This is a genomic window from Planktothrix rubescens CCAP 1459/22 (assembly GCA_904830895.1).
Taxonomy (GTDB): domain Bacteria; phylum Cyanobacteriota; class Cyanobacteriia; order Cyanobacteriales; family Microcoleaceae; genus Planktothrix; species Planktothrix agardhii.
In genome coordinates, this window is record LR882958.1 from 3,948,309 (window position 1) to 3,972,500 (window position 24,192).

Consider the following 24,192-nt stretch of genomic DNA (forward strand, 5'->3'; position numbering starts at 1 on the left):
GTGCGAGAGCAGAAAAAAGTTAAAGGATTGATTGGAAGCCGCAAGGGATCTAATCTTTACAATGGGCAATCAGCAGCCAAGCTCCTCATAAAAGGAGAAGGTTCAACGAACAGAGGGTGAGTATCTTTTATTCGTTTAAGATAAAAGATAATGGTATGTTCTAGCCCCTACCGAAAGGATGGGTAGTAGCGTTATCTACTTCTACAATTTAGCGTCACGGATGTTAATGCCGGGATCTGCCGATATTTTCAAAATGATTAACCGTTAAATTCATAGCGGCTTTTCACGGTAACGTGAATTGAAAACCCCTCTAATTCAGGGAAACTCTCAATTGAGACAATCCTGAGCCAAGTGGAAAGATGAACTTCCCCATGTTATAATTCATCTACAACCTAATAGATGTCTTAGCTCATGGATGCCAAACACCCTGATTTGCCTTATACGGTTTCTGAAGATGGTTCTATGCTCAAAGTAAGAGGTCAAGGAATTAAGAAGACGACCCGAAGTACCGCCGGATATCGTCAGATTAGTTGCTATGGAAAGACATTTCTTGTTCATAGAGTTGTTTGGGAAGCATTTAACGGGGAAATACCACAGGGATTGCAAATCAATCACATTGATGGAAATAAAGCTAATAATAGTCTGTCTAATCTTGAGTTGGTGACACCTGCTGAAAATATCCGTCATGCAGTCAAAACAGGATTAAAACAAGGGAAATCAGCCGAAACTAACTCTATGGCTAAACTCACTAATGAACAATATTTGGAAATAATCCATGATCTTGTCAATGGGGCAACCAATCAAGAGGTTGCTGATAAGTATGGGTTACACTCCCGATATATCTCACTGATTCGTCATAGAAAACGTCTGAAGTCTGTTTGGCAGCAATTCGAGAATGAAAATCAAGTCGTTCAAGTTAAAAATAGTTCGGGTTTAAACAGTAAAATTCCTATTGAGCAAAGAATTGAAGCTATTAAGAGACTTCCGACTTGCTCTAATAAGGAATTAGCCCAATGGCTTGATGTTGACTGCTCTGTTATTAGCAATGTTCGTCATAGAAAAACATGGATTGATGCTTGGGAAGTTATTGATTCTAAAGGTGCAACGACTAGCGGTAAAAGCGTAGTAGCAAGTGCTACGAAACGGGGGGCTTCCTATTAGGAAGATGATATAGTCTATTCTGAAAGGTGACTTTCAGCAGTTCTTAAGAGAACGGGCAAGGACTAACGACCCTTGTTGAATATTAAGGATGAACTTTCTCATGTTCGGTTATTCCAGAAATTAATTCCTGAAGCCATGCAAGTGTTTACCCACTCTGTTGATCAAATTTATGAAATGTTCAATACCGCCGTTGAACATGAATGTAAATGGACTAATCATATTGTGGGAAATAATATCTTAGGAATCACGGAATATAGTACGGAACAATACACCAAATATCTAGCCAATATTCGGTTACGTTCTATCGGTTTAGAGCCCCTTTATCCCGATAAAAAGTACAGTAAAAGTCCCTATACCCATTTAGAACGCTTCTCGGATACCAAAAAAGAAGCCCATACTAAAGCCAACTTCTTTGAAGCCAGCGTCACCAGTTATGTGATGTCTTCTGGGGTCAGTGGTTGGGACGAAATTTAACCTGTCGTAGAGACGTGCCATGGCGCGTCTCTCTGTTGTGGCTATTGCATTTCTCTACCCCAATGCTAAAATTTATGTCAACATAGAGAAAATAGCTTTCTGATAGTTTTTGCTCGAACTCCGTATGAATACTGTCCGTCCTACAACCCATGCTCTAATTCCGATAGAAAGACTCAAACATTTAATTAATCAATCGATTACCACCCTAGAAACCCTACTTCAAGATCCAGCAGTTTCTCCGACTGAACGAGCGAATATTGCCTTAAAAATATTAGAAATGTCGGGATGTTCTTCCGTTACTCCCCTGGAACTTCTACAATCTCCCTCCCTACTGGCTTCATCTGTAAATTTTAACGCTTCTCCTATTTCCCAACCCTCTACAACAACCGTTGAACTTCTCCCATCTTCCGCCCCAATTGTAGCTGAGAATAATCTGGAAATTTTACCTGCTAATTATGTGCAGATTGAAAATTTTTTAAAACCGCAAGAGCATAAAGAAGCATTGAAAATTGCTTTCAAACAACCGGATAAATTTGTAGGTTCAAAAACAACTACTCAAGCAAGTAATTATCGAAAATCTTCCATTCTCTATGCAACTTTATTTCCTGATTTCTACGAATTACTGCGTAAAAAATTAATTGCTATAATTCCTTCTGTTCTCACCCAGTTAAACCTTTCACCCTTTACCGTTTCCCAGGTAGAAATGCAATTAACCTCCCATAATGACGGGTGTTTTTATAAAATTCATAATGATTCGGGTAGTCCCGAAACCGATACTCGCGTAATTAGTTATGTCTATTATTTTCATAAACAACCTAAAAACTTTTCAGGGGGAAATTTAAGACTATATGCTACGGAATGGCAAAATGGTTATGCCTTGAATGAACGGGAATTTATTGATATTGAACCCCATAATAATAGTATTGTTTTTTTTGATAGTCGTTGCAAACATGAGGTCATGCCTGTCAGTTGTCCGTCCCAAAGGTTTGAAGATGGACGCTTTACCCTTAATGGTTGGTTGCGTGCGGGTTAATTCAATATTTGATAGTTGCAAAAAGCGATCGCCTTGTTTAAAGACTGACCGCTTTTTAACCCTAGCAGGACTTACACACAAGACCAAAGAAACCGGGTTTGGCGCTTAAGTCCTACCTAGATTTAAAATTGAATTAATCGGGAAAACAATTACATCGAACACCCTTCTGGAGTATAAAGGTTTAAATATTTTCCTGATATCCAACCATAGGCTTTTTTATCATCACCTAACGGTTTTCCTAACCACCATAATTGCTGATTAAAGCAACATTCAATTAATTCGACATCAACGTGATTGGGGATTTTATAAATTACATTATCAGAAACAGCATCGGGAGATGAACGCACATTAAGATTGGTGTCCGTGGATAAATTCACAGTGGCAAATTCTCGATCAGAAAGCACAACTAAGGCATGGGGTTTATAGACATACCAAACCATACTTTTATCTTTGCCACTTCCTAAAGATGCAACTAAGGTAATCTGGTAATGATCGGGTTTATGATCTTGGTAGCTGCTTAGGATTAAGCGACTTCCAAGCGGAAAATTGATTTTTTGAGTCTCTGTTAAGGTTGAGGAATCAACAGGATGCAATTTTAACAGAGTTGTGTGGGTAATAATTAATCGCATTTTTATTCGGGGTATGATTTGATTGTGATTTTATCGGGTTTTATAAATTCATAATAGCATAAGCTGTTCAGCATTTAGACTATACAGCCTAGCAATCATTCCCATTATAACACGCCGGAAATCGGTAATTAGTATTGGTGGCTCATTAAAATTAGTTAAAAATGTCCTCTACTTTTTCTGACAATTAAGACAGCATCAATTTGAGTGGAAATAATAGAAACTGGAGTCATATCCAAAAATTCACAGACTAAAAAGTATAGTGAACTAGGAATAGCTATTTTTAGATCTCTGCTGGTAGCAACCGCTTCTTGAAACATGGTTTTATCTAAATTAGTTTTACATTCAGCACAAACATATCCTAGATGTGACTCAAGCAGCTTAGAATTTTTAAACTCACTATCTAATGAAGTTTTTAAGTACAGTTTTTTTCCTAAAATAAAATCTTGATTTTTTGTTCTTAAACTGGGTTCACCCCCTTGACCCTGATTTCCCAAAGAAGACAAAAAACTTAATCCAGAAAAGGTGTTTTTTGGCCCAATTTCAAAGGAGTCATCAATTCCTCGTAAACTTCTATAGATCAATTGAGGGAGAAATTCCTCAAGAATTGTATTATCTAGTTTGAGTTGTCCTTTTTGACAATATAGAAAATTATCAGAACTATCAAAGATTAAGTCCAGTTCAATGAAACGCTGATAGGAATTAGTTACCTCTACTAAATTTTCTACCGTATCTTTTTGATCTTTTTCAACAGCTTCTAATGCTTGTATCCACTGTTGATATTGTTTTAGGGATTCTTCAACTCGTTCTTTATCAGCAGCAGGTAATTGAGGGTTGTTCAAACAAGCTTTGAGTTTATCATAATGAGGTGTTGGGAATTTCAGCATTGTCAGATGATCCTTTCGAGGTTTTATTGTTGTAAATAGGGAGATGGAGTTAAACTGTAAACTTTATTAATTGCGTCTCTGAGAGAAGATTCATTTTTTTCTGAAACTACATCTAATCCTTGGGTTAAAACTTGTTCAGCAACCTGTCTAGCAATTATATCCCAGTCTTGAACTGATATAGAAACTTTTTTGTTGACTAAGTGTAATAAATCTTCTCGAATGATTTGACCAAACTTATTTTTAAATTGACGTTTTTGTGTGAGTACCGAGTCAAAAACGCCAGACTGTTTCACTAATTCTATAATAATTTCTGAATTATAGAAGGGAACACCTAACACCGTTGATTGATAACCGACTACAAAAATGATTCGTGTTTCTTTTTGACAGACTCTCTGAAGCTCTTGGAGAACAGCAACTAGATCTAAACAGTATTGGATGACAGTCAAAAATCTATTGCCTCGGTTAGCTCGATTTGAACCTATTTCGGATTTAGCAATTTTGAGTAAGTCCCAACCCAATAGTTCTGCGGAACTGCGATAATTTTGGTGATAATTGAAAACGTTGATATAGGGAGGAGAGGTAATCACAAAATTAATACAATCATCTTCGAGGGGAAGCTGACGCGCATCCCCTAAAACCGGATTAATTTTTGCTTCAGAATATGGAAGTTCCCGAATTAATTGGTAGAGTTTACAAGCGGGTATGGTAAATCTGTTCTCTGGTTAAGTTATGATTTTCTGAGATATCTAAGAGGATCACTAATCCATGAACAATAATACTCTCAAAATCTTCTAATTGATCATAGAGTTCACTCAAATTTTGTTGAAATTCTTCTATTGTCAGGGTTTGATGGTACTGGATATCAAAAAAGTTAGATATTGCCAAGAGCGTTTCTAATTTCTGGGTTATGGATGTAATGATCTGTTCTCGTTTGTGTCGTGTTAAGTTGATAAATTGATAGGTACGACTTAAAATCCAGGCTGCGGGATTAAGTTCACATCCAAATGCTTTTAAACCTAAACACCCAGCTTCATAAACTACAGTTCCACTTCCGAGAAAGGGATCTAAAATTGTGGCGGTTTTGGGAGCATAGGCAAAAATTAGGTTTTCCACTAATTGAGGAGCAAATTGTCCACGCCAGCTAAACAGGTTAGACCGAGTTTTGTCCTCAATATCCAGAATATCTTGGGGTAAACTGATATTAAATTCTTTTACATTCTGACTCAAAAATTTTTCTCGCAGTCGGTTGTCTAAAAACAGGCGATTTGCCATATTAAAATATAATGGAATTACTCGTGCGAGACGTTCGGTGCCAAAGTCAAGGATTAAACCCCGAAACGTAAGCAGGGAGATAGGTTCAGACAATTGGCAAATGGAGTTAAATCCACTAATAAATCCAATTAAGCCTGTCTTAACTTTGGAAATGTGACCTTAAAGGAAGGTCAATCTCGGAGTCAACGGTACGGATTACCGTACCTGAGAGATATAGGCAATACCCACAGAGCCAGACTGATTATCAAAACTCTGAAGCTGGGTATAACGGGAAACCGGGTGTAAGTCAAATGCCCAAGGAGTTCTCTAGCCAATTGCCCAAGAATAACGTAAGTGAACATCCGACTTGAACCGTCGTAATCATTAAGTAGCGAAACGACTTGTCACGCTGCGTTCAAAAGAACAAGGGGAACAGATAGAAGTTTTTATGTACTTCTATAAAAGGTAAGGTTTTGAGTAGAACACTTACTTAGACTCCCAAAAGTACCCCGGCGGATAGGATGATTCTAAAGGCAATAAACCCATTTTCAAGGAACGTTAAAACCCCCTCATATACCCCTACAGAGGTCGAATATTGTTAGGTAGCCACAAATCTAAGGCGTATGTTATGAGGGCGAGAGATGGAGTCAGAAGCCAATGCCTAAATGTAATGTTTAGGATACGCAGACAGATTCCGGTTTAGTTGTTAGGTAAGGTTGTTAACGTGCAGTATAAACGGTGAAAACGAGTTTCAAGACTACGGAAGCATGGAATACTATAAATTGGGCGAAAGTTCAAAGAAAAGTATTCAAGCTGCAAAAGCGAATTTACCAGGCATCATTATCGGGACAAAATGCAAAGGCTCGAAAACTTCAAAAACTTCTAGTTAAGTCATATTACGCCAAACTCTTAGCAGTTAGAAGGGTAACTCAAGATAATCAAGGCAAGAAAACAGCCGGGGTAGATGGTGTTAAATCCATCACACCCAAACAACGATTAGAACTTGTCGGAAACTTGAATAAATACCAAAAGGCGAAACCACTCCGAAGGAAATGGATACCCAAACCCAACGGAGAAGAACGTCCTCTAGGAATCCCAACTATAAACGATAGAGTCAGACAAGCCTTGGTGAAATCTGCATTAGAACCACAATGGGAAGCCAGATTTGAAGGTGAAAGCTACGGGTTCAGACCCGGACGCTCTACCCACGACGCAATGTCAAGAATCTTCCAAAGCATCAATAAAGGTGAATATTACATCTTAGATGCTGACATCTCAAAATGTTTTGACCAGATCAACCATGAATACCTACTGTCCAAAATTGATTGTCCATCAACAATGAAAGCCCAAATCAAACAATGGTTAAAAGCTGGAGTTATGGATAACGGCATATTTAATGCAACAGAGACAGGCACTCCACAAGGAGGAGTCATTAGTCCTCTACTTGCAAACATCGCACTGGATGGAATGATGAGTTTAGTTAGGAGCTTGTTCCCAAAGAAAACGAGCAACAACAAAAACTACGCAACAGTCATCAGATATGCCGATGATTTTGTGGTTATTAGTCCACAATTAGAAGTCATTCAACAGTGCCAAGTTGTCATCGAGGAATGGCTAAAACCCATCGGGTTGGAACTGAAACCAGCTAAAACCCGGATATGCCACACACTAAGAGAAATCGAAGTAAATGGCGAAAAGGTAACACCAGGATTCGACTTTTTAGGTTGGAACTTTCGACAATACCCTGTGGGAAAACACCACTGTGGTACAACGGGAGGAAGCTCTAAGCGATTAGGATTTAAAACTCTAATAAAACCTAGTAAGAAGGCAATTAAAGCTCACGCGGACAAAGTGAAAGAAGTGATTAAAACCCACAAAACTGCACCCCAATACGCACTAATCAAACGCTTAAACCCTGTCATAAGAGGATGGTGTAATTATCACTCCAAAGTAGTTTCCAAAGAAACATACTCCTCTTTAGATTATATGACATGGCAGAGATTAAGAGCATGGACAGTCAGCAGATGCGGAAAGGCAAACTACGGGAAACTGAAGAACTATTTCAGGAAAAACGATAGCAAAGCATGGAATTTTGAAACCAAAGATGGTTATAAACTACTAACCCATGCAGAAACACCAATCACCCGCCACGTCACTGTAAGACCTGAAGCATCACCTTATGACGGAAACTGGACATATTGGAGTACAAGAAAAGGAACATCTTTTGATGTACCTAAACGAGTAGCAACTTTGCTCAAAAAGCAAAAAAGGCAAATGTAACCTCTGTGGGCAGTATTTTACCCCAGAAGATATTGCAGAAATCGACCATATCATCCCTACATCGAAAGGTGGAAAGAATGATTATAAAAACCTGCAATTATTACATCGCCATTGTCACGATATTAAAACATCAACTGATGGGTCTTATAACTCAAAAGGAGATGGATGCTCTGATGATAACAGTCAACTAGACTAGGAGCCGTGTGCGGTGAAAGTCGCAAGCACGGTTCTGAATGGGAGTCGGGGGTTGTAAAGCCCCCCTCGACCCCTAATAAGGATTACAATAGAATACTCGATCTCAGAAATCTATTTCGGGCAATATGCACACTATTATAATTTTGTCAACAGCAATTACAAATATTTATACTCCGTAATAATCAGAAATGTTCTTCAAGGGGGATTAGGAAGGATAATTTGGGCAGATATTATCCCTAAATTCACAGTTTAATTAGCTAAATTCACAATAAATTGAGACTTGTAGCCACTCTCGCTGATTTTTTACACAAAACAACCATTATAGTATTTTGAAAAAGATTTTATCTCACCCACCTCATCCTGTCAACCCCCTGATTTTTCGTCAAAAATATGAGAATAATTCTCAATAATTTGGCGGTTTACAGTTGTTTACAATTCTGACTGTTTGAAAATTTAAAATACTCTGTACAGATTTATTATTTTTACTTATTGATTTTTCCTTGGGCATGGGAGATAATAGAGTTAAAAATAATAGTGGATAATTGAATGTCCGTTTCAAGCTAAAGTAAGAGACGTTGCTCAAGCGGTAAGCATGATTGAAGTTGAAAAGTTGTGTAAAACCTACGGTTCTACTGTAGCGCTGCGGGATGTTTCCTTTGCGGTAGAACCGGGGGCAATCTTAGGATTTTTGGGGCCGAATGGGGCGGGAAAAACCACCACCCTGCGGATTTTATCGGCCTATCTTCCGGCTACCAGTGGAACTGCGAGAATTGCCGGGTTTGATGTGCATGAAAAATCCATGGATGTGCGACAACGGATTGGTTATTTACCGGAAAATCCGCCACTGTATCCCGATATGACTGTGGAAGGATATTTGTATTTTGTGGCACAGATTAAACAAGTATCGGCGGGCGATCGCCAAACCAACGTAGAAACGGCGATCAGAAAATGTGGATTATTGGAAAGGCGAAAATCCCTAATTAGAAAATTATCGAAAGGCTACCGTCAACGAGTAGGAATTGCTCAAGCTATTGTCCATGATCCGCCTGTAATTGTATTAGATGAACCGACAGTAGGGTTAGACCCGCGACAAATTATTGAAGTGCGGAATTTAATTAAGAGTTTAGCCGGGAGTCATACGATTATTTTGTCAACCCATATTCTACCGGAAGTTAGTATGACCTGTAGCCAAGTGGCGATTATTAACCGAGGTGAAATTGTGGCGACGGGGACACCGGAAACCCTGATGGAACAGTTGACGGGAGGTTCGGGATATGAAGTAGAACTCGACGGAGAAATAGAGGAGGAGAAATTGGTCGGGTTGAAACAGATATCGGGGGTAAAAGTTATTGAAAAAGTTGGTAATTTAGGGGATTTAAACCGAGGGATATGGCGGTTGGGTTGTGAACTAGATTCTTATCCTGCACCGGAAATTTTAGCGATGTTACTGGCATCGGATTTGAAAGTCTATGAACTGCGGCGGACTCGTGCAAGTTTGGAAGATGTATTTTTAGAGTTAACTACCCAAACTCAGCCCGAAAAAACCGAGTTGTTACCAACAACAGACTCCCAGACTGGAGAGGATATAGAAACAGAGGAAAATATTACTTCGGAATTGGAGAATGAGGAATCTAAAAATATAGAGGATACTGATTCTCAACCTCAAAATTCAACATTAGATCGGGAGGAGGAATAATTATGCTAATAATTTTGAACAATATTATGGCAATTTATCGCAAGGAATTACAGGGATATTTTGCCTCTCCATTGGCCTATGCTATTGCGGGAGTGTTTTGGCTAATTACCGGATACTTTTTTATTGCGATTTTATTAGGGCCAGAAGGGTTAATTCAACAGGTTGCCTACCGAGATCAGATGGGAATAACTGAACCCCCGATTGATTTACCTTATGAATTTTTACAAGTATATTTGCGTTTGATTGGCACGTTATCGTTATTTGTGTTACCGATGTTGTCGATGGGGTTATATGCAGAAGAACGAAAACTGGGAACTTTGGAATTATTAGCCACTTCTCCCCTAACTAATTGGGCGATCGCCACTGGAAAATTATTAGGGGTGCTGACGTTTTATATAACTATGATTTTACCCTTAATGGGATTACAGGTATTAGCCTTCAGCGCTTCTAAACCTCCGGTTTCTCCGGGTTTGTTTTTATTAGCTCATTTGGGGTTAATTTTATTGGCGGCGGGAATTTTATCCCTGGGAATGTTTATTTCTTCTCTAACAGATAGTACAATTTTGGCGGCGGTATTTACTTTTGCTTTAGTTTTATTTCTCTGGGTGATTGACTTAATCGGTGGAAGTCTGGGAGGAGTTGTAGGAGAAGGGTTAAAACAATTATCTCTAATTTCTAGTTATACTAACTTTGTGCGAGGAATTGTGGATAGTAGTAGTATAGTCCTGTTAGCTAGTTATATTATTTTAGGTGTATTTCTAACAGCGCAGTCAATTGATGCTTTGCGTTTCCAACGTTCTTAATAATATGATCAAAACCCAATTTAAACTCAATCGTCAATTTATACAATTCCTATTTTTCCTTGGCCCTAGTTTGATCGTCATGGGATTATCTGCCGGGATCGTGATCGGAAGTTGGGAACCCATTCCTTTAATCTTAATTATTACTGGAGTTGTAATTTTAGGATTATGGTTTTTATTCCAAGCCTATTTTAAACCTCAGGATCAGTCTCAAACTCCCTACTGGAGTCGGCGCTCTACCCAAGCCGGAACTAATGCCTTAGCCTCGACGGTATCTGTTTTATTAATTTTAGGATTAATTAATTTTGTCGCCATTAGAAATAACTTCCGTATTGATTTAACCGAAAATCAACAATTTACCCTATCTCCTCAAACCCAAAACCTAGTTAAAACCTTTGAACAACCGCTAAAAGTTTGGGTTTTTGACCGAGGGAAAAATCCCCAAATTCAAGAATTATTAACCAACTATCAACGCCTGGGCGGTAAAAATTTTCAGTATGAATTTATCGACCCCCAAGCTCAACCCGGACTGGCGCAACAATTTGGGGTGAAAGAGTTTGGCGAAATCTATTTAGAATCAGGAAAAAAACGACAACGGGTAAGAAAAGAAGCCTTAGAACCCTTAACCGAATTAAAACTGACCAATAATATTGCACAATTATTCAGTAACCGGACTCCAAAAGTTTATTTTATCCAAGGTCATGGAGAACGACCCTTAACCGAGGGACAGGGAGGATTATCGGAGGCAATAAAAAGTTTAACCGAAAAGAATTTTATCGCCGAACCGTTAAATTTAGCCGAACAAACTGCTGTTCCCTCGGATGCAGATGCAATTATTCTTGCTAGTCCCCAACGGAAATTATTTGCAGGAGAAGTTAAAGCCCTAGAAGCCTATTTAGATCAAGGTGGTAGTGTTTTATTATTATTAGACCCGCAAACTAATCATGGTTTAGATGAACTCCTAGAAAAATGGGGAGTTAAAGTTGATCCGCGCCTGGCTATTGATGGGTCAGGGGGTGGCCGTTTAGTGGGTTTGGGGCCGACTGTTCCAATTGTGCGAGAATATGGTAAACATCCGATTACCCAGGATTTTGGGAATGGAATTTCGATTTATCCCTACGCCAGTCCGGTGGAAACCCGCACTATTGATGGGATTACCGAGATTCCGTTAATTTGGACAAATGATCAAACCTGGGCGGAAAGCGATCTCAAAAGTCCTGAACTCAAGCTCAACCCGGAAGTAGATCGACCTGGCCCCCTCTCCCTGGGAGTTGCCTTGAGTCGTCCCCAGAAACAGGCTGAAAAGTCGGAAACTAAACCACCTTCCCAACCCTCTCCAGAGAAATCCGAAGCTCGGTTAGTGGTGTTCGGAAATTCGCAATTTGCCACTAATGGATGGTTTGGTCAGCAACTGAATGCCGATGTGTTTCTTAATTCTGTGAGTTGGTTGAGTCAGTCTGACCAGGAGACTTTATCTATTCGTCCGAAATTAGCCACCAGTCGCCGAATTGCCATGACCCCACTTTTAGGACAAACTTTGAGTTGGTTGGCGTTATTGGTTTTACCGATATTTGGGTTTGGGATGGCGGTGTTTGTGTGGTGGAAAAGACGTTAGTTGGAATTGGTATTTTTACGCGGGGGAGGCTTGATTTAACCACAAAGACACAAAGACACCAAGAATACAAAAAAACAGCCAAAAGTCTTGACTCTATAACAAAATTACCTATCACGGATTTAAGATGATTACGCAGATTAACACAGATTAAAATCCGTGAAATCAGTGAAATCCTTTTAAATCCGTGATCACTATTACCTCTTACCCATTACCCATTACCCATTACCTATTATGACATTTTCAACTATTCCTTTAATTGGGTTACGCGCTGACCATTTCCGTCATCCTTTGGATTTACAATCTACGAATACCTTGAAACAATTTCCGGGTTTAGATATATTAGTGCGGCAATTATTAGGGGGTCTGGGAGAACAGTTTTTTTATTTAGAAAATATTGCTTCTAGTATTTTGGTGAGTGACCAACAATTACCTAATTTGCATCAATTATTATTAGATGCTTGCAAAATATTAGATTTAGAACCTCCTCAACTGTATATTCGCCAAAATCCTGTTCCCAATGCCTATACCTTTGCCATGCGGGGAAAACAGCCCTTTATTGTGATTCATACCTCCCTAATTGAATTATTAACTCCAGATGAAATTCAAGCGGTGATTGCCCATGAGTTGGGACATTTAAAGTGTGAACATGGGGTTTATTTAACCCTGGCGAATTTAGTGGTACTAGCCGCTAATCAATTATCCCCCTGGGGAACAATGTTAACCCAGGGTTTACAGACCCAGTTAATGGAATGGGTGCGCTGTGCAGAATTTACTTGCGATCGGGCGGCATTATTGGCCACTCAAGATCCCAGAATTGTGATGTCGGTATTAATGAAATTATCGGGAGGCTCTCCCAGTTTAGCCCCCCAACTCAACTTAGATGCCTTTGTAGCCCAAGCTCGGACGTATGATCAAATTAGTAGTACGGAACTCGGAGAACTGCTTAAACAAGCCCAAACCGCCCAATTAAGCCATCCTCTCCCTGTGCTACGGGCGAGGGAAATTGATCGCTGGTCGAGTAGTTCAAATTATCAGGACTTGCTAAAAAGAAAGTTTATGGTGTATGATGGTGAAGCCAACCGAAAGGGCGGGTGGCGGAATTGGTAGACGCACCGCACTCAAAATGCGGCGGCTTCGGTCATAAGAGTTCAAGTCTCTTCCCGCCCACTTCTAAGCCTTAAAGAGCTTCACTCGCGTAGTAAGCCCTTTAGGGCTTTATCATTATTTCAAGGTTTCTGTATCCCAATCACCCCATATTAAAATTCTTTAAAATGGACATAACCCTGAACCTCGGTGAATTAGCACCGGATTTTGTTCTACCCGATAGCGATGGTAACCCTGTCCGTCTCAGTGATTTTCGGGGGAAACCGGTGGTTTTATATTTTTATCCGAGGGATAATACCCCTGGATGTACAAAGGAAGCCTGTGGGTTTCGGGATAATTACGGAGAATACCAAGAAAAAAATATAATTGTTCTAGGGGTAAGTACGGATAACCAGGTTGCTCATCGTAAATTTATTAGTAAATATCAGTTACCCTTTCCTCTATTAGTTGATGAAGGGGGGAAAGTAGCAACCGAATATGGCAGTTACGGACTGAAAAAATTTATGGGGAAAGAATTTATGGGGATATTTCGTCATACTTTTGTGATTGATGCTCAGGGTCGCATAGAAGCAATTTATCGGAAAGTTAAACCGGAAACCCATAGCCTAGAAATCCTGCAAACTCTTGAGAAACCATAGAATTTTCCTGATTTTGTACTTATGATAGGGATAGGCTAATTAGTAACAAAAACTCAAAACCTGTCTATTTTTTTAATTAGAGGAGAAAAAACACTTTGGTAGTATCCTTTGCCAAATATGTTTGGAATTTTGGACAAACGGTATTAGGAATTATTTTTCGTCATCCTATCCCTGGAACCAGTATTATTCCAATTCTACCTGATGGCAAAATTGTGCTGGTGCGCCGTCGAGATAATGGGAAATGGGCTTTACCCGGGGGCATGGTAGACTGGGGTGAAGATATCCCCACCACTATTAAAAGAGAACTGGCAGAGGAAACTGGGTTAGAATTGGTTAAGATTCGCCGTTTGGCGGGTGTCTATTCTGCGCCTGATCGAGATCCGCGAGTCCATTCCATTTGTGTTGTCGTAGAAGCGGATGTTCAAGGTAACTTTCAAGTTCAGGACATCCAGGAAATTACGGAGGTTAAAGCCTTTTCTGTTACATCCCTCCCCTCCGATTTTAGCCATGACTGTGAACGACATCTTCAGGACTATTTACAGGGTTTAACGACCCTAGCGTAAGGTTTTGTCCACAATATTAAAAATTTAGGATGTATCAATTATTTCATCACTTCCGAATTCAAGTGTCCCAGGGACAGATTTTCTGGTGTGAAGTCGGTGATGGCCCGGCAATTATTTTTCTGCATGGGTCTTGGACGGATAGCAGTCAGTGGGTACCGTTGATGCAGTATTTAAGTCTGGATCACCATTGTTTTGCACCGGATACTTTGGGATCTGGAGAGTCTCGACCGTTTACAAAAATTCACCCTTCTATTAATTTAGAAGTTGAGTGTTTAGCGGAATATATTCAAACCCTCAAAATTGAAGAAGTCTGTTTAGTAGGTAATGGGTTGGGAGCTTGGATAGCAACCAGTTATGCCTTGAAATATCCCCAAGTGGTTAAGGGTTTAGTGGTTATTGCCCCGGAGGGAATAACCTTTAAAAACTATAAAAAAGAATGGGGATGGAAACGACAATTATCGGCTTATTTTTCTCCGTTATTTTTGTTTTTGAAACTGATTTATCCCCTAGGGTTTCTATTCGGACAAGGAAAAAAAATTCAGGCTTGGTTTAGCGATCGCCAAATTCTGTTGGAGTGGCCTGTTGCCAGTCAACTGTTGTACCGTCGTCGCTGGGCAGAAATTCAGGCAGAAATGTTGAATCAACCTCTGGAGTCGTTGAAATTACCCACTTTGGTCTTACAAGGAGATGAGGATACCGCCACCGCCTTGAACCAGAGTAAAACTTTCTCCGAAATCGCACCGATGACTCAATATCATATAATTGAGGGCGGGAAACCGAATTTACCCTTGCAAATGCCAGAAGTTATCGCCCAATATATTCGGGAATTTATTACCCATCAAGTTCAGTTTTCAGAGCCGCCATCCCCCGAAATATTAGATCGGGATCAGCCACAGGATGAATACCCCTATCAGGAAACCGCTTGGTGAAGTAGGACAGTAATAAATTGCGATCGCCTCCGGTGATTACCATCGCCCCCTGGGGATATTGTTTTTGCCAGGCTTCAATAAAATCCCGCACTCCGGCCAACAGGGTATAAATAATTCCGCTCTGAATTGCCTCTGAGGTTTCGGTAGCCCAGCGTGGCGGTAGATGGGGAGGGGAGAATTCAACCCTCGGTAGGGTGGCGGTTTTCTGAGCCAAGGAAGACCGTTGTAGCCCTAAACCGGGTAAGATAGCTCCTCCCACTAGCCGTTGATCGGCGTCGGCGGCGGTGAAGGTTAGGGCTGTTCCCGCATCAATTACTAAAATTGGCCATCCATACTGTGTTCCTGCTCCTAATACAGCTAAGGCGCGATCAATGCCTAGGGTTGAGTACATTCCGTTCAGGGGAATATCAGCTAAGGTCAAAACCCGAACTTGGGGGAATCTGGCCCAATATTGGGTGGGTTCGCAGACCACGGAAGCAACGATTAAAGGTAAATCATCTTTTAGGGTTGGGGGTGGTTCGGTATTGTCCTCATCCCAAGTCTCTAATACCGTTTGACCGCATAACTTAGCCCAATGGCGTCGAGAATTTCCTAGCATCAATCCTAACCAGAGACGATTTCGGAATGAGTATAATTGAGGGGATTCACACATCTATCTTTAGGAATACTTCCAATTTTATGAACAATATTGTAAAATATCTTGACAGAAAGTTTAAGGGTTAATGGTGCATTTGCAAATTCTGTTTTCATGGATTATTGACTATCCTGATATTAAACTAAGACTTTTTCTTCTTCTTCTCAAGCTAGGAAACATCTGATTTATAAAGTTGATTAAATTTGATTAGATTGTGGTTGGAAAACTTGGGAAATTGATGGCTTAAAACAACTGGCTGATCAATTAGCGATCGCGATTAAACAAGCCCAACTTTATACACAAGTTCAAGAAACCGCTTGCCAATATCAACTCCAAACCCAAGATTTGCAAGCCACCTTAGAAGAATTAAAAAATACTCAAATTCAATTAATTCAAAGTGAAAAATTATCAAGTTTAGGTCAAATGGTAGCCGGAATTGCCCATGAAATTAATAATCCCAATAATTTTATATATGCTAATATTTCCCACGCCAGAAACTACGTTCAAAACTTGCTAGAAGTCTTGAATAAATGTCGAGAGTTTAGCCCGGAAGTTGGAGAATTTTTAAATCAAATGGGTGAGGAAGTAGAACTCGATTTTATTCAAGAGGACTTTCCCCTGTTAATTGATTCTATGGAACAGGGAAGTGTGAGAATTCGTTCTATTGTTGATAGTTTAAAAGATTTCTCCCATTTAAACGAATCCGAATGGAAATCCGTTGATTTAACTGAAGGTTTAGAAAGTAGTTTGACCTTGTTAGAACATCGAATGACTCAAATTAAAATCAATAAAAATTATCAAACCATTCCCAAAGTTAATTGTTTCCCTAGTCAAATTAATCAAGTCTTTTTCCAAGTTTTAAGTAATGCCATTGATGCGGTTAAATCTAATCCAAAAGAGGGAGAAGTTACTTTAACAACTGAAGATCACAGTCCAGATTTTATCAGAATTACAATTCAAGATAATGGACTAGGAATTCCAGATGAAATTAAATCTCGAATTTTTGATCCATTCTTTACGACAAAACCCGTAGGCCAAGGGACAGGAATGGGACTGGCTATTTGTTATCAAGTAATTGTTAAAGCTCATGGTGATAAATTAGAATTTAAGACTCAACAGGAAAACGGGACAGAATTTATGATTGAGATTCCTTGTTCCTAAATGGTATTATAATTTTATTCTCCTTTTTTTGTGTCTTTATGTTTCCTTCTTTTTGGTTGCTTTAAATCTATTAAAGTCGTTTAAAAACTAATACACCATTCTTTTGATAGGACAATTTAAAATTGGGTTTTGCTTTTAATTGAGTTGCATATTTTTCCCCTAAATCTTTTGTATCGGGCCAAGGATGACGTAAATTTAAAATCACATAATCAAATTCTATTAAATTAAAGTCTGGTGATACTTGATTGAGTAATTTAATAGTTTTACGATGGGTAAAATGGGGTGCAAGTCTGTTATCGGTCAAAACTCCACCTTTAGTGTGAATTTGGCTGACAGCTTTTTGGGTTGCTGACCAATTATCAATTCGAGTAAAATAGCCTAAAACTTGTGTATGATCTGCCCATAATAAGAATACTAAAATTGACCAAAGTATGATCCATTTCGGTAGTTTTTGATGGGGAATTGTGAATAGATGAGAAGAAGACCCCCAATGTCTCACCTTTGGTAATAGGGGGTGAGAAGATTCGGTTTCTTCCTGGGGTAAAGATATGTAAGAAGATACATTTTCACCCAGTTCTTTTCCCCCCATTAGCAAGAAAGGGCTAGGGGGGGTCTGAAATTTATTCCATAAACCCCATAAACTATTAGCAAGTCCTGCCTTTTCTGCTGCTAAAGTTTCTATCATCACTAATAATAAAAAAGGTAATGCAGGGAGAGAATATTGATAAATTAAACTGCGTTGCATCGGGTCAATAGATAATATATTGAGTAATAAAGTTGGAATGGCGGGAACTAATACGATAAACTTTTGAGGATTTAACCACCAAATCACCGCGACACTAAACTCCAAGAAATAAACTAAAGTATTGATAGATAATAATTTTCCTAAAATCAATTTAGGTTTAATAATTGTATTGAAAATTACCCCTAAAACCGAATCCCCTAAATAATCATATCGAGATACTCCGGCGGCTTCTTGACCACTATAAAAAGGAATCATAACCTGAGTTGCAATTAAAAACCAAGTGATTCCTAACGCTATTGCTATCATTCCATAAAAACGACGTTGTTCAAAAAAGATCAACCAAAATCCAATAGCAATTACGGTTAATGCGAAAACGGCTTTACAGGCTAATATCCAAATAATTGCTATAGTAAACCAGATAATTTTTTTCTGTTTTGCTGCTAAAATTGCTCCAAAAATTGCTGGGACTGCTAAAACATCGGGGTGGAAATCAAATAAATTAATATTAAAAATTTCAGGATAGAGTAAATAGGCGATCGCAACGGCTAAACTTAATCGTTGATTTAATCCCGCTAATTGAGCTAATTTCCATGTTAATCCAGTCGCAGATCCCAAACAAATTGCTTGCACTAAAAATAACCAATAAACACTCGGATAAATTTTATATAATAATGCTAAAGGATAAATTGCGATCGCTCCATGATCTCCCAAAAAATGAAAACCCAAAAATGAAGAAATGGGTTGTCTTCCTATACTAATTAAGTATATAATTTGATCATAAATTCCTAAATCATAAGCAGTAGACTGAAATAAAAAGTGACGTAAACTGCTATAGAAAAATAAAATAAATGTGCCAATTCCCATAACTTTCCAGATAGAAATGGAAAATAGGCTCTTAGTCTCTATCGGCGCTGAAGCTTCGGGATGGTCTGGGTGGGTTTGCATTTTGTTCATTACTCACAACGAAGTTCAGTCTACCTGAGAGTGAATCTTCTGAACAGTAGAATCTTTGATTATATCTCAATCTTTTAATTCCTAGATAATATCCCTAACTCGATTTGAGCAGGAATTGGGAAATGGGGATCAACCATCGTACTATGGTTATATCAAATACTTGTTAAGAAAAGATGAAAGCAATTACACTTCTGGGTTCTACAGGTTCCATCGGGACTCAAACCTTAGACATTGTAGCAGAATATCCCGAACAGTTTCGGATTGTGGGACTCACTGCCGGAAGCAATATTAACCTATTAGCCCAACAAATTCGCGCCTTTAACCCCAGTATTGTCGCCATTTCCAATCCTGACCAGTTACCCGAATTAAAAGCCCTGATTACTGATATTAACCCCCAACCAATTTTACTCGCGGGAGAGGAAGGAATTATCGAAGTTGCACGCTATGGGGACTCGGAAGCAGTAGTTACCGGAATCGTCGGTTGTGCAGGTTTATTACCTACAATTGCCGCCATTGAAGCCGGAAAAGATATCGCCCTAGCTAATAAAGAAACCTTAATTGCTGGGGGGCCGGTTGTCAATCCTTTAATCAAAAAACATGGGGTAAAATTATTACCTGCGGACTCGGAACATTCAGCAATTTTTCAATGTTTACAAGGAGTTCCCCAAGCGGGATTAAGACGAATTATTTTAACAGCTTCTGGGGGTGCTTTTAGAGATTGGCCCGTAGAAAAATTAAAAGAAGTAACAGTAGCCGATGCCATTACCCATCCTAACTGGTCAATGGGCAAAAAAATTACCGTTGATTCAGCCACAATGATGAATAAAGGTTTAGAAGTAATTGAAGCGCATTTCTTGTTTGGATTAGATTATAATGATATCGAAATTGTGATTCATCCCCAGAGTATTATTCACTCGTTAATTGAGCTACAAGATACCTCCGTTTTAGCCCAATTGGGTTGGCCAGATATGCGTTTACCGATTTTATATGCCATGTCTTGGCCGGAAAGAATTTATACAAATTGGCAACGTTTGGATTTAGTTAAAGCGGGGAATCTAACCTTTAAAGAACCGGATGATCAAAAATATCCTTGTATGTCTTTAGCCTATGCTGCTGGCAGGGCTGGGGGTTCGATGCCTGCGGTTTTAAATGCAGCAAATGAACAAGCTGTTGCTTTATTTTTAGAAGAAAAAATTGCATTTTTAGATATTCCCAAGGTCATAGAACTAACTTGCGATCGTCATCAAATTGATAATCGTAAAGATCCGACTTTAGAAGATATTATAGAGTCAGACCGTTGGGCAAGACAAGAAGTAATTGTGGCTTCTAAAAAACTTCATCAAAAAATAGCGGTTTAAGTTGTAAAAAAACGACTAATAAACTTAAATTTGAATGGATTTATAAATTGGCTGAGACTTCAAAAATCGTAGGGTTGAGGCGGGCTTCAACCCTATAAAAAAAATCCAGGTTAATTTGATTGAGCGCAGTCTGAATCAAATTAACTGGATCACAACAAAAAATTCCTATTCAGATTCAGGATTTGTGTAGGGATCAACATTCGGGTCTTGGATAGCTTCAGGATGAGGATTAGTATAGGGTTTTAAATTAGGGTCTGCATTAAAATCGGAATCGGAATTTGTATAGGGATCAACATTCGGATCTTTTACAGCTTCAGGATGGGGATTGGTATAAGGCTCAGTATTAGGATCTCCATTTGGTTGAGAATGACTAGAAGTAGACATTAGCTTATAACCTCATTAATTTCAGATGGGTGGATTGTCAATCAGAGTCTAAAAAGTAAATTTTCCTTTCGGGACTTCACTTATTTAAGTGCATCTGGGCGAAGATCCCAAATTCTATCATACAAAATTAACAAAATGGCGTAGTCTCCGCCTTGCAGCATCGCGTCGCTTCTTAGGCATACCCCCTGATTCAGCAACGCCCAATATCCATATATATGTGTCTGCGTGTGTCCAAGATTAGACCTCTTGCAAAAAAAATCTATGCTATAATAAAAAATTTTCACTTTCAGACTAAGAGTGTCAACTCATAATTATAAATGGCTGACAACAAATTACAACGAAGACCATAACGGCGACGACGATTTCGATAACGACTCGATAAGATCCTGAAAATTTTGAGGCTCCGATTAACGTGTTCAATCACAATTCGTTGATGAGCCAAAGCTTGATTATAGTCTTTTTCTAAGACCGAAAGATTGCCATTTTTGGGTTTCTTTTTGGGTACATAGCTATTCAAGTGATAATCCTTAATCCCTTGATAGCCACTATCTTGTAAACTATCAGTTTGGGGGTGAAAATGAATTTTGCTTTTTTTGAATAAGCTGAAATCGTGGCAATGTCCTTGTCCAAAATCTGTACAAATAATCTGTTTAGTTTCTTGATCAATTACTAACTGAATTTTGAGCGTGTGATGTTTTTTCTTTCCTGAGTAACATTTTTTCTGTTTTTCATTAAAGTTGATTCAATATTAGCAACAATTCGGCAAATAGTTGATTCTGATACTCCCCAATTTGTCCCAATATGAAAATATGTTCTGTATTCTCGCCAATACTCCAAGGCTACTAAAACTTGCTCTTGGAGAGTCAGGCAGGTGTGACGTCCTCTCCTATCTTTAGGATGTTCTAACCTGAACTGCTCTATGGCATTAACCATTGCTTGAAAGGTTTGAATCTTGACACCAAATCTCCGTTTAAATTCAGGAGGTTTCAAATTTAGATAAAATTGAGTGTTCATCGCAGAGTTATTGTCTTAATTCACTTTCAATTTTTACCATTTTATGGAGTTTTTAGCAAAAGTTTGTGAAGAATGGTTAGTCTCTGGGATTTTATGAAATTGAGCAAAACTCACCATAATACCATAAAATTATTTTGCAAGAGTTCTAATAGACCGTTGCCCCTTGTATCGGACAAAAACCATTAAATTCTGATGCCATCATTTGTTCCCTAGGCGAGTGACTCCCAGCCACAAAAAGCTGAACCCCATAGAAATGAAGGATTTAGCGGGCATGAAAAAATATTTTGCCAAAAGGGGTTGACATCTTCAAAGAAGACTGATAGATTTATAAAAGTGTCGAAAAACAAAAGACACACCGAACCTGGACAACTAAAGAGTTTGAAAGCCAAGTTAAAACATTTTATTCTCGTCAAAACAGAATTTAGAGCTTAACCAGGGAGTTTAACACAAACTTTCTGAAAAAGCAAAAAATTCTAAAACTTTGAGAAACAAGTTTTAGAGCCAAAACAACAGATTCTTCAAAACGGAGAGTTTGATCCTGGCTCAGGATGAACGCTGGCGGTCTGCTTAACACATGCAAGTCGAACGGAATCCTTCGGGATTTAGTGGCGGACGGGTGAGTAACACGTAAGAACCTGCCTCTAGGACGGGGACAACAGTTGGAAACGACTGCTAAACCCGGATGAGCCGAAAGGTAAAAGATTAATCGCCTAGAGAGGGGCTTGCGTCTGATTAGCTAGTTGGTGAGGTAAGAGCCCACCAAGGCGACGATCAGTAGCTGGTCTGAGAGGATGATCAGCCACACTGGGACTGAGACACGGCCCAGACTCCTACGGGAGGCAGCAGTGGGGAATTTTCCGCAATGGGCGAAAGCCTGACGGAGCAAGACCGCGTGGGGGAGGAAGGTTCTTGGATTGTCAACCCCTTTTCTCAGGGAAGAACACAATGACGGTACCTGAGGAAAAAGCATCGGCTAACTCCGTGCCAGCAGCCGCGGTAATACGGGGGATGCAAGCGTTATCCGGAATGATTGGGCGTAAAGAGTCCGTAGGTAGTCATCCAAGTCTGCTGTTAAAGAGCGAGGCTTAACCTCGTAAAGGCAGTGGAAACTGGAAGACTAGAGTGTAGTAGGGGCAGAGGGAATTCCTGGTGTAGCGGTGAAATGCGTAGAGATCAGGAAGAACACCGGTGGCGAAGGCGCTCTGCTGGGCTATAACTGACACTGAGGGACGAAAGCTAGGGGAGCGAATGGGATTAGATACCCCAGTAGTCCTAGCGGTAAACGATGGAAACTAGGTGTGGCCTGTATCGACCCGGGCCGTGCCGAAGCAAACGCGTTAAGTTTCCCGCCTGGGGAGTACGCACGCAAGTGTGAAACTCAAAGGAATTGACGGGGGCCCGCACAAGCGGTGGAGTATGTGGTTTAATTCGATGCAACGCGAAGAACCTTACCAGGACTTGACATCTCTGGAATCTCCTTGAAAGGGGAGAGTGCCGTAAGGAACCAGAAGACAGGTGCTGCATGGCTGTCGTCAGCTCGTGTCGTGAGATGTTGGGTTAAGTCCCGCAACGAGCGCAACCCTCGTCGTTAGTTGCCATCATTAAGTTGGGAACTCTAGCGAGACTGCCGGTGACAAACCGGAGGAAGGTGAGGATGACGTCAAGTCAGCATGGCCCTTACGTCCTGGGCGACACACGTACTACAATGCGAGGGACAGAGAGCAGCCAACCCGCGAGGGAGAGCGAATCTCATAAACCCTGGCACAGTTCAGATTGCAGGCTGCAACTCGCCTGCATGAAGGAGGAATCGCTAGTAATCGCAGGTCAGCATACTGCGGTGAATCCGTTCCCGGGCCTTGTACACACCGCCCGTCACACCATGGAAGTGAGCCACGCCCGAAGTCATTACTCTAACCCGAAAGGGAGGAGGGTGCCGAAGGCGGGGTTGATGACTGGGGTGAAGTCGTAACAAGGTAGCCGTACCGGAAGGTGTGGCTGGATCACCTCCTTTTAGGGAGACCTACTTTTGATGAGAGTGCCAAATCCAAAACAACAGCACCCTCAAAAGTCATCCCAGGTCGTTACGAGAAAAATGAAAAACACAACAACAGCTTTCAAACTCGGAAGTCCGGTTCAAAACCTAGGACAATTCAGCACCTAGCTTCAATCAAAAAGAAGCCAGAATGCTGGACTAACAAGTCCAGACAGAACCTTGAAAATTGCAGAGAAACAAAAACTGGCAGTAGTTCGTAGTTAGAACTTTGAGTCATGGGAAGGGAAACCAACCCAAAAGCCAAAGAGATAACCACAAACAAAACAACAGAAACAAAGTTAAGTGGTCAAGATAGAAAGGGCTGACGGTGGAAACCTTGGCACACAGAGGCGAAGAAGGACGTGGCGACCGACGATAAACTCCGGGGAGCTGGAAGCGAGCAACGAGCCGGAGGTGTCCGAATGGGGCAACCCAAAAACAGCCCACTGAATAAAATAGGTGGGCATGAGCGAACCGGGCGAACTGAAACATCTTAGTAGCCCGAGGAAAAGAAAGCAAAAGCGATTTCCCGAGTAGTGGTGAGCGAAAGGGAAACAGCCTAAACCAGTCGGTTTACCGATTGGGGTAGTGGGACAGCGACACTGGACTCGACAGAGTTAGACAAAGCAGATGAAACCTGCACCAGAGAAGGTGAAAG

Annotated in this window: 19 protein-coding genes, 1 tRNA gene, 2 rRNA genes and 2 pseudogenes (1 of these 24 cut by a window edge); 16 read left to right on the forward strand and 8 right to left on the reverse strand. The window is 40.1% G+C overall.

What is annotated here, in order from left to right; translation table 11 throughout:
• The first annotated feature begins 411 nt into the window (after positions 1-411).
• From NMG86_RS18245 to NMG86_RS18255, 3 genes are all read left to right on the forward strand, one after another.
• A complete protein-coding gene (locus NMG86_RS18245) occupies positions 412-1,161 on the forward strand; it encodes an HNH endonuclease (RefSeq protein ID WP_051319513.1) in 750 nt (249 codons plus the stop codon).
• Between the two features lie 72 nt (positions 1,162-1,233).
• Positions 1,234-1,635, forward strand: coding sequence for a ribonucleotide-diphosphate reductase subunit beta (locus NMG86_RS18250; RefSeq protein WP_081693633.1), 402 nt, complete (start codon positions 1,234-1,236; stop codon positions 1,633-1,635).
• 124 nt (positions 1,636-1,759) lie between these two features.
• Positions 1,760-2,668 carry a 2OG-Fe(II) oxygenase gene (locus tag NMG86_RS18255; RefSeq protein ID WP_026795571.1) on the forward strand — a complete coding sequence of 303 codons (909 nt, stop codon included), beginning with the start codon at positions 1,760-1,762 and terminating at the stop codon, positions 2,666-2,668.
• A gap of 149 nt (positions 2,669-2,817) precedes the next feature.
• Here NMG86_RS18255 and NMG86_RS18260 read toward each other — a convergent pair whose 3' ends face one another.
• From NMG86_RS18260 to NMG86_RS18275, 4 genes are all read right to left on the reverse strand, one after another.
• Positions 2,818-3,297 carry an SH3 domain-containing protein gene (locus NMG86_RS18260; protein WP_026798268.1) on the reverse strand — a complete coding sequence of 160 codons (480 nt, stop codon included), beginning with the start codon at positions 3,295-3,297 and terminating at the stop codon, positions 2,818-2,820.
• 155 nt (positions 3,298-3,452) lie between these two features.
• The gene (locus NMG86_RS18265) at positions 3,453-4,181 is read right to left on the reverse strand and encodes a Bpu10I family restriction endonuclease (protein ID WP_081693632.1); all 729 of its coding nucleotides are present in this window, start codon (positions 4,179-4,181) and stop codon (positions 3,453-3,455) included.
• 23 nt (positions 4,182-4,204) lie between these two features.
• On the reverse strand, positions 4,205-4,768 hold the full coding sequence (locus NMG86_RS18270; protein ID WP_233422927.1) for a hypothetical protein: 564 nt from the start codon (positions 4,766-4,768) through the stop codon (positions 4,205-4,207).
• A gap of 103 nt (positions 4,769-4,871) precedes the next feature.
• Positions 4,872-5,453, reverse strand: a complete 582-nt coding sequence (locus tag NMG86_RS18275; protein ID WP_233422926.1) for a DNA methyltransferase — start codon at positions 5,451-5,453, stop codon at positions 4,872-4,874.
• Between the two features lie 717 nt (positions 5,454-6,170).
• Here NMG86_RS18275 and ltrA point away from each other — a divergent pair.
• The 9 genes and pseudogenes from ltrA to NMG86_RS18320 all read left to right on the forward strand — a co-directional run bounded on the left by ltrA (position 6,171) and on the right by NMG86_RS18320 (position 15,252).
• Positions 6,171-7,908 (forward strand): annotated as a pseudogene (ltrA, locus tag NMG86_RS18280) (group II intron reverse transcriptase/maturase).
• Between the two features lie 591 nt (positions 7,909-8,499).
• Positions 8,500-9,603 carry an ABC transporter ATP-binding protein gene (locus NMG86_RS18285; RefSeq protein WP_026798269.1) on the forward strand — a complete coding sequence of 368 codons (1,104 nt, stop codon included), beginning with the start codon at positions 8,500-8,502 and terminating at the stop codon, positions 9,601-9,603.
• A 2-nt stretch (positions 9,604-9,605) separates the two neighbouring features.
• Entirely contained in the window at positions 9,606-10,406 is an 801-nt protein-coding gene (locus tag NMG86_RS18290; protein ID WP_026785748.1) for an ABC transporter permease, read from the forward strand.
• Positions 10,407-10,410: 4 nt separating this feature from the next.
• Positions 10,411-12,018 (forward strand): GldG family protein, encoded by a 1,608-nt coding sequence (locus tag NMG86_RS18295; protein WP_043938508.1) that lies wholly within the window; start codon positions 10,411-10,413, stop codon positions 12,016-12,018.
• Between the two features lie 231 nt (positions 12,019-12,249).
• Entirely contained in the window at positions 12,250-13,125 is an 876-nt protein-coding gene (locus tag NMG86_RS18300; protein ID WP_026798271.1) for a M48 family metallopeptidase, read from the forward strand.
• Positions 13,104-13,185: transfer RNA gene (locus NMG86_RS18305), tRNA-Leu, on the forward strand. The genes NMG86_RS18300 and NMG86_RS18305 overlap by 22 nt, the downstream gene beginning before the upstream one ends.
• Before the next feature lie 110 nt (positions 13,186-13,295).
• A complete protein-coding gene (gene bcp / locus NMG86_RS18310; protein WP_026798272.1) occupies positions 13,296-13,760 on the forward strand; it encodes a thioredoxin-dependent thiol peroxidase in 465 nt (154 codons plus the stop codon).
• Positions 13,761-13,855: 95 nt separating this feature from the next.
• Positions 13,856-14,323 carry an NUDIX hydrolase gene (locus NMG86_RS18315; RefSeq protein ID WP_026798273.1) on the forward strand — a complete coding sequence of 156 codons (468 nt, stop codon included), beginning with the start codon at positions 13,856-13,858 and terminating at the stop codon, positions 14,321-14,323.
• Between the two features lie 29 nt (positions 14,324-14,352).
• The gene (locus tag NMG86_RS18320; protein ID WP_052338764.1) at positions 14,353-15,252 is read left to right on the forward strand and encodes an alpha/beta fold hydrolase; all 900 of its coding nucleotides are present in this window, start codon (positions 14,353-14,355) and stop codon (positions 15,250-15,252) included.
• On the opposite strand, the gene NMG86_RS18325 is transcribed toward NMG86_RS18320, so the two are convergent.
• Complete coding sequence (locus NMG86_RS18325) at positions 15,155-15,904, reverse strand: pantothenate kinase (RefSeq protein ID WP_036834041.1); 750 nt, start codon at positions 15,902-15,904, stop codon at positions 15,155-15,157. The two genes, NMG86_RS18320 and NMG86_RS18325, sit on opposite strands and share 98 nt — an antisense overlap.
• Before the next feature lie 327 nt (positions 15,905-16,231).
• Between NMG86_RS18325 and NMG86_RS18330 the strand changes: the two genes are divergently transcribed.
• Positions 16,232-17,047, forward strand: a complete 816-nt coding sequence (locus tag NMG86_RS18330) for a sensor histidine kinase (protein WP_051319855.1) — start codon at positions 16,232-16,234, stop codon at positions 17,045-17,047.
• A gap of 70 nt (positions 17,048-17,117) precedes the next feature.
• Here the strand turns inward: NMG86_RS18330 and NMG86_RS18335 are convergent, their stop codons facing one another.
• Entirely contained in the window at positions 17,118-18,737 is a 1,620-nt protein-coding gene (locus NMG86_RS18335; RefSeq protein WP_026798274.1) for a DUF2079 domain-containing protein, read from the reverse strand.
• Between the two features lie 182 nt (positions 18,738-18,919).
• Between NMG86_RS18335 and NMG86_RS18340 the strand changes: the two genes are divergently transcribed.
• Positions 18,920-20,104 (forward strand): 1-deoxy-D-xylulose-5-phosphate reductoisomerase, encoded by a 1,185-nt coding sequence (locus tag NMG86_RS18340; protein WP_026795561.1) that lies wholly within the window; start codon positions 18,920-18,922, stop codon positions 20,102-20,104.
• A gap of 165 nt (positions 20,105-20,269) precedes the next feature.
• Here the strand turns inward: NMG86_RS18340 and NMG86_RS18345 are convergent, their stop codons facing one another.
• Together NMG86_RS18345 and NMG86_RS18350 are read right to left on the reverse strand one after the other, a co-directional pair.
• A complete protein-coding gene (locus tag NMG86_RS18345; RefSeq protein WP_026785740.1) occupies positions 20,270-20,488 on the reverse strand; it encodes a hypothetical protein in 219 nt (72 codons plus the stop codon).
• 286 nt (positions 20,489-20,774) lie between these two features.
• Positions 20,775-21,502: pseudogene (locus NMG86_RS18350) on the reverse strand (transposase family protein).
• A 520-nt stretch (positions 21,503-22,022) separates the two neighbouring features.
• Between NMG86_RS18350 and NMG86_RS18355 the strand changes: the two are divergent.
• Positions 22,023-23,513 (forward strand): 16S ribosomal RNA (locus NMG86_RS18355).
• A gap of 326 nt (positions 23,514-23,839) precedes the next feature.
• A 23S ribosomal RNA gene (locus NMG86_RS18360) occupies positions 23,840-24,192 on the forward strand; it runs 2,535 nt beyond the window's last position.
• Together the 16S and 23S rRNA genes form the textbook arrangement of a ribosomal RNA operon.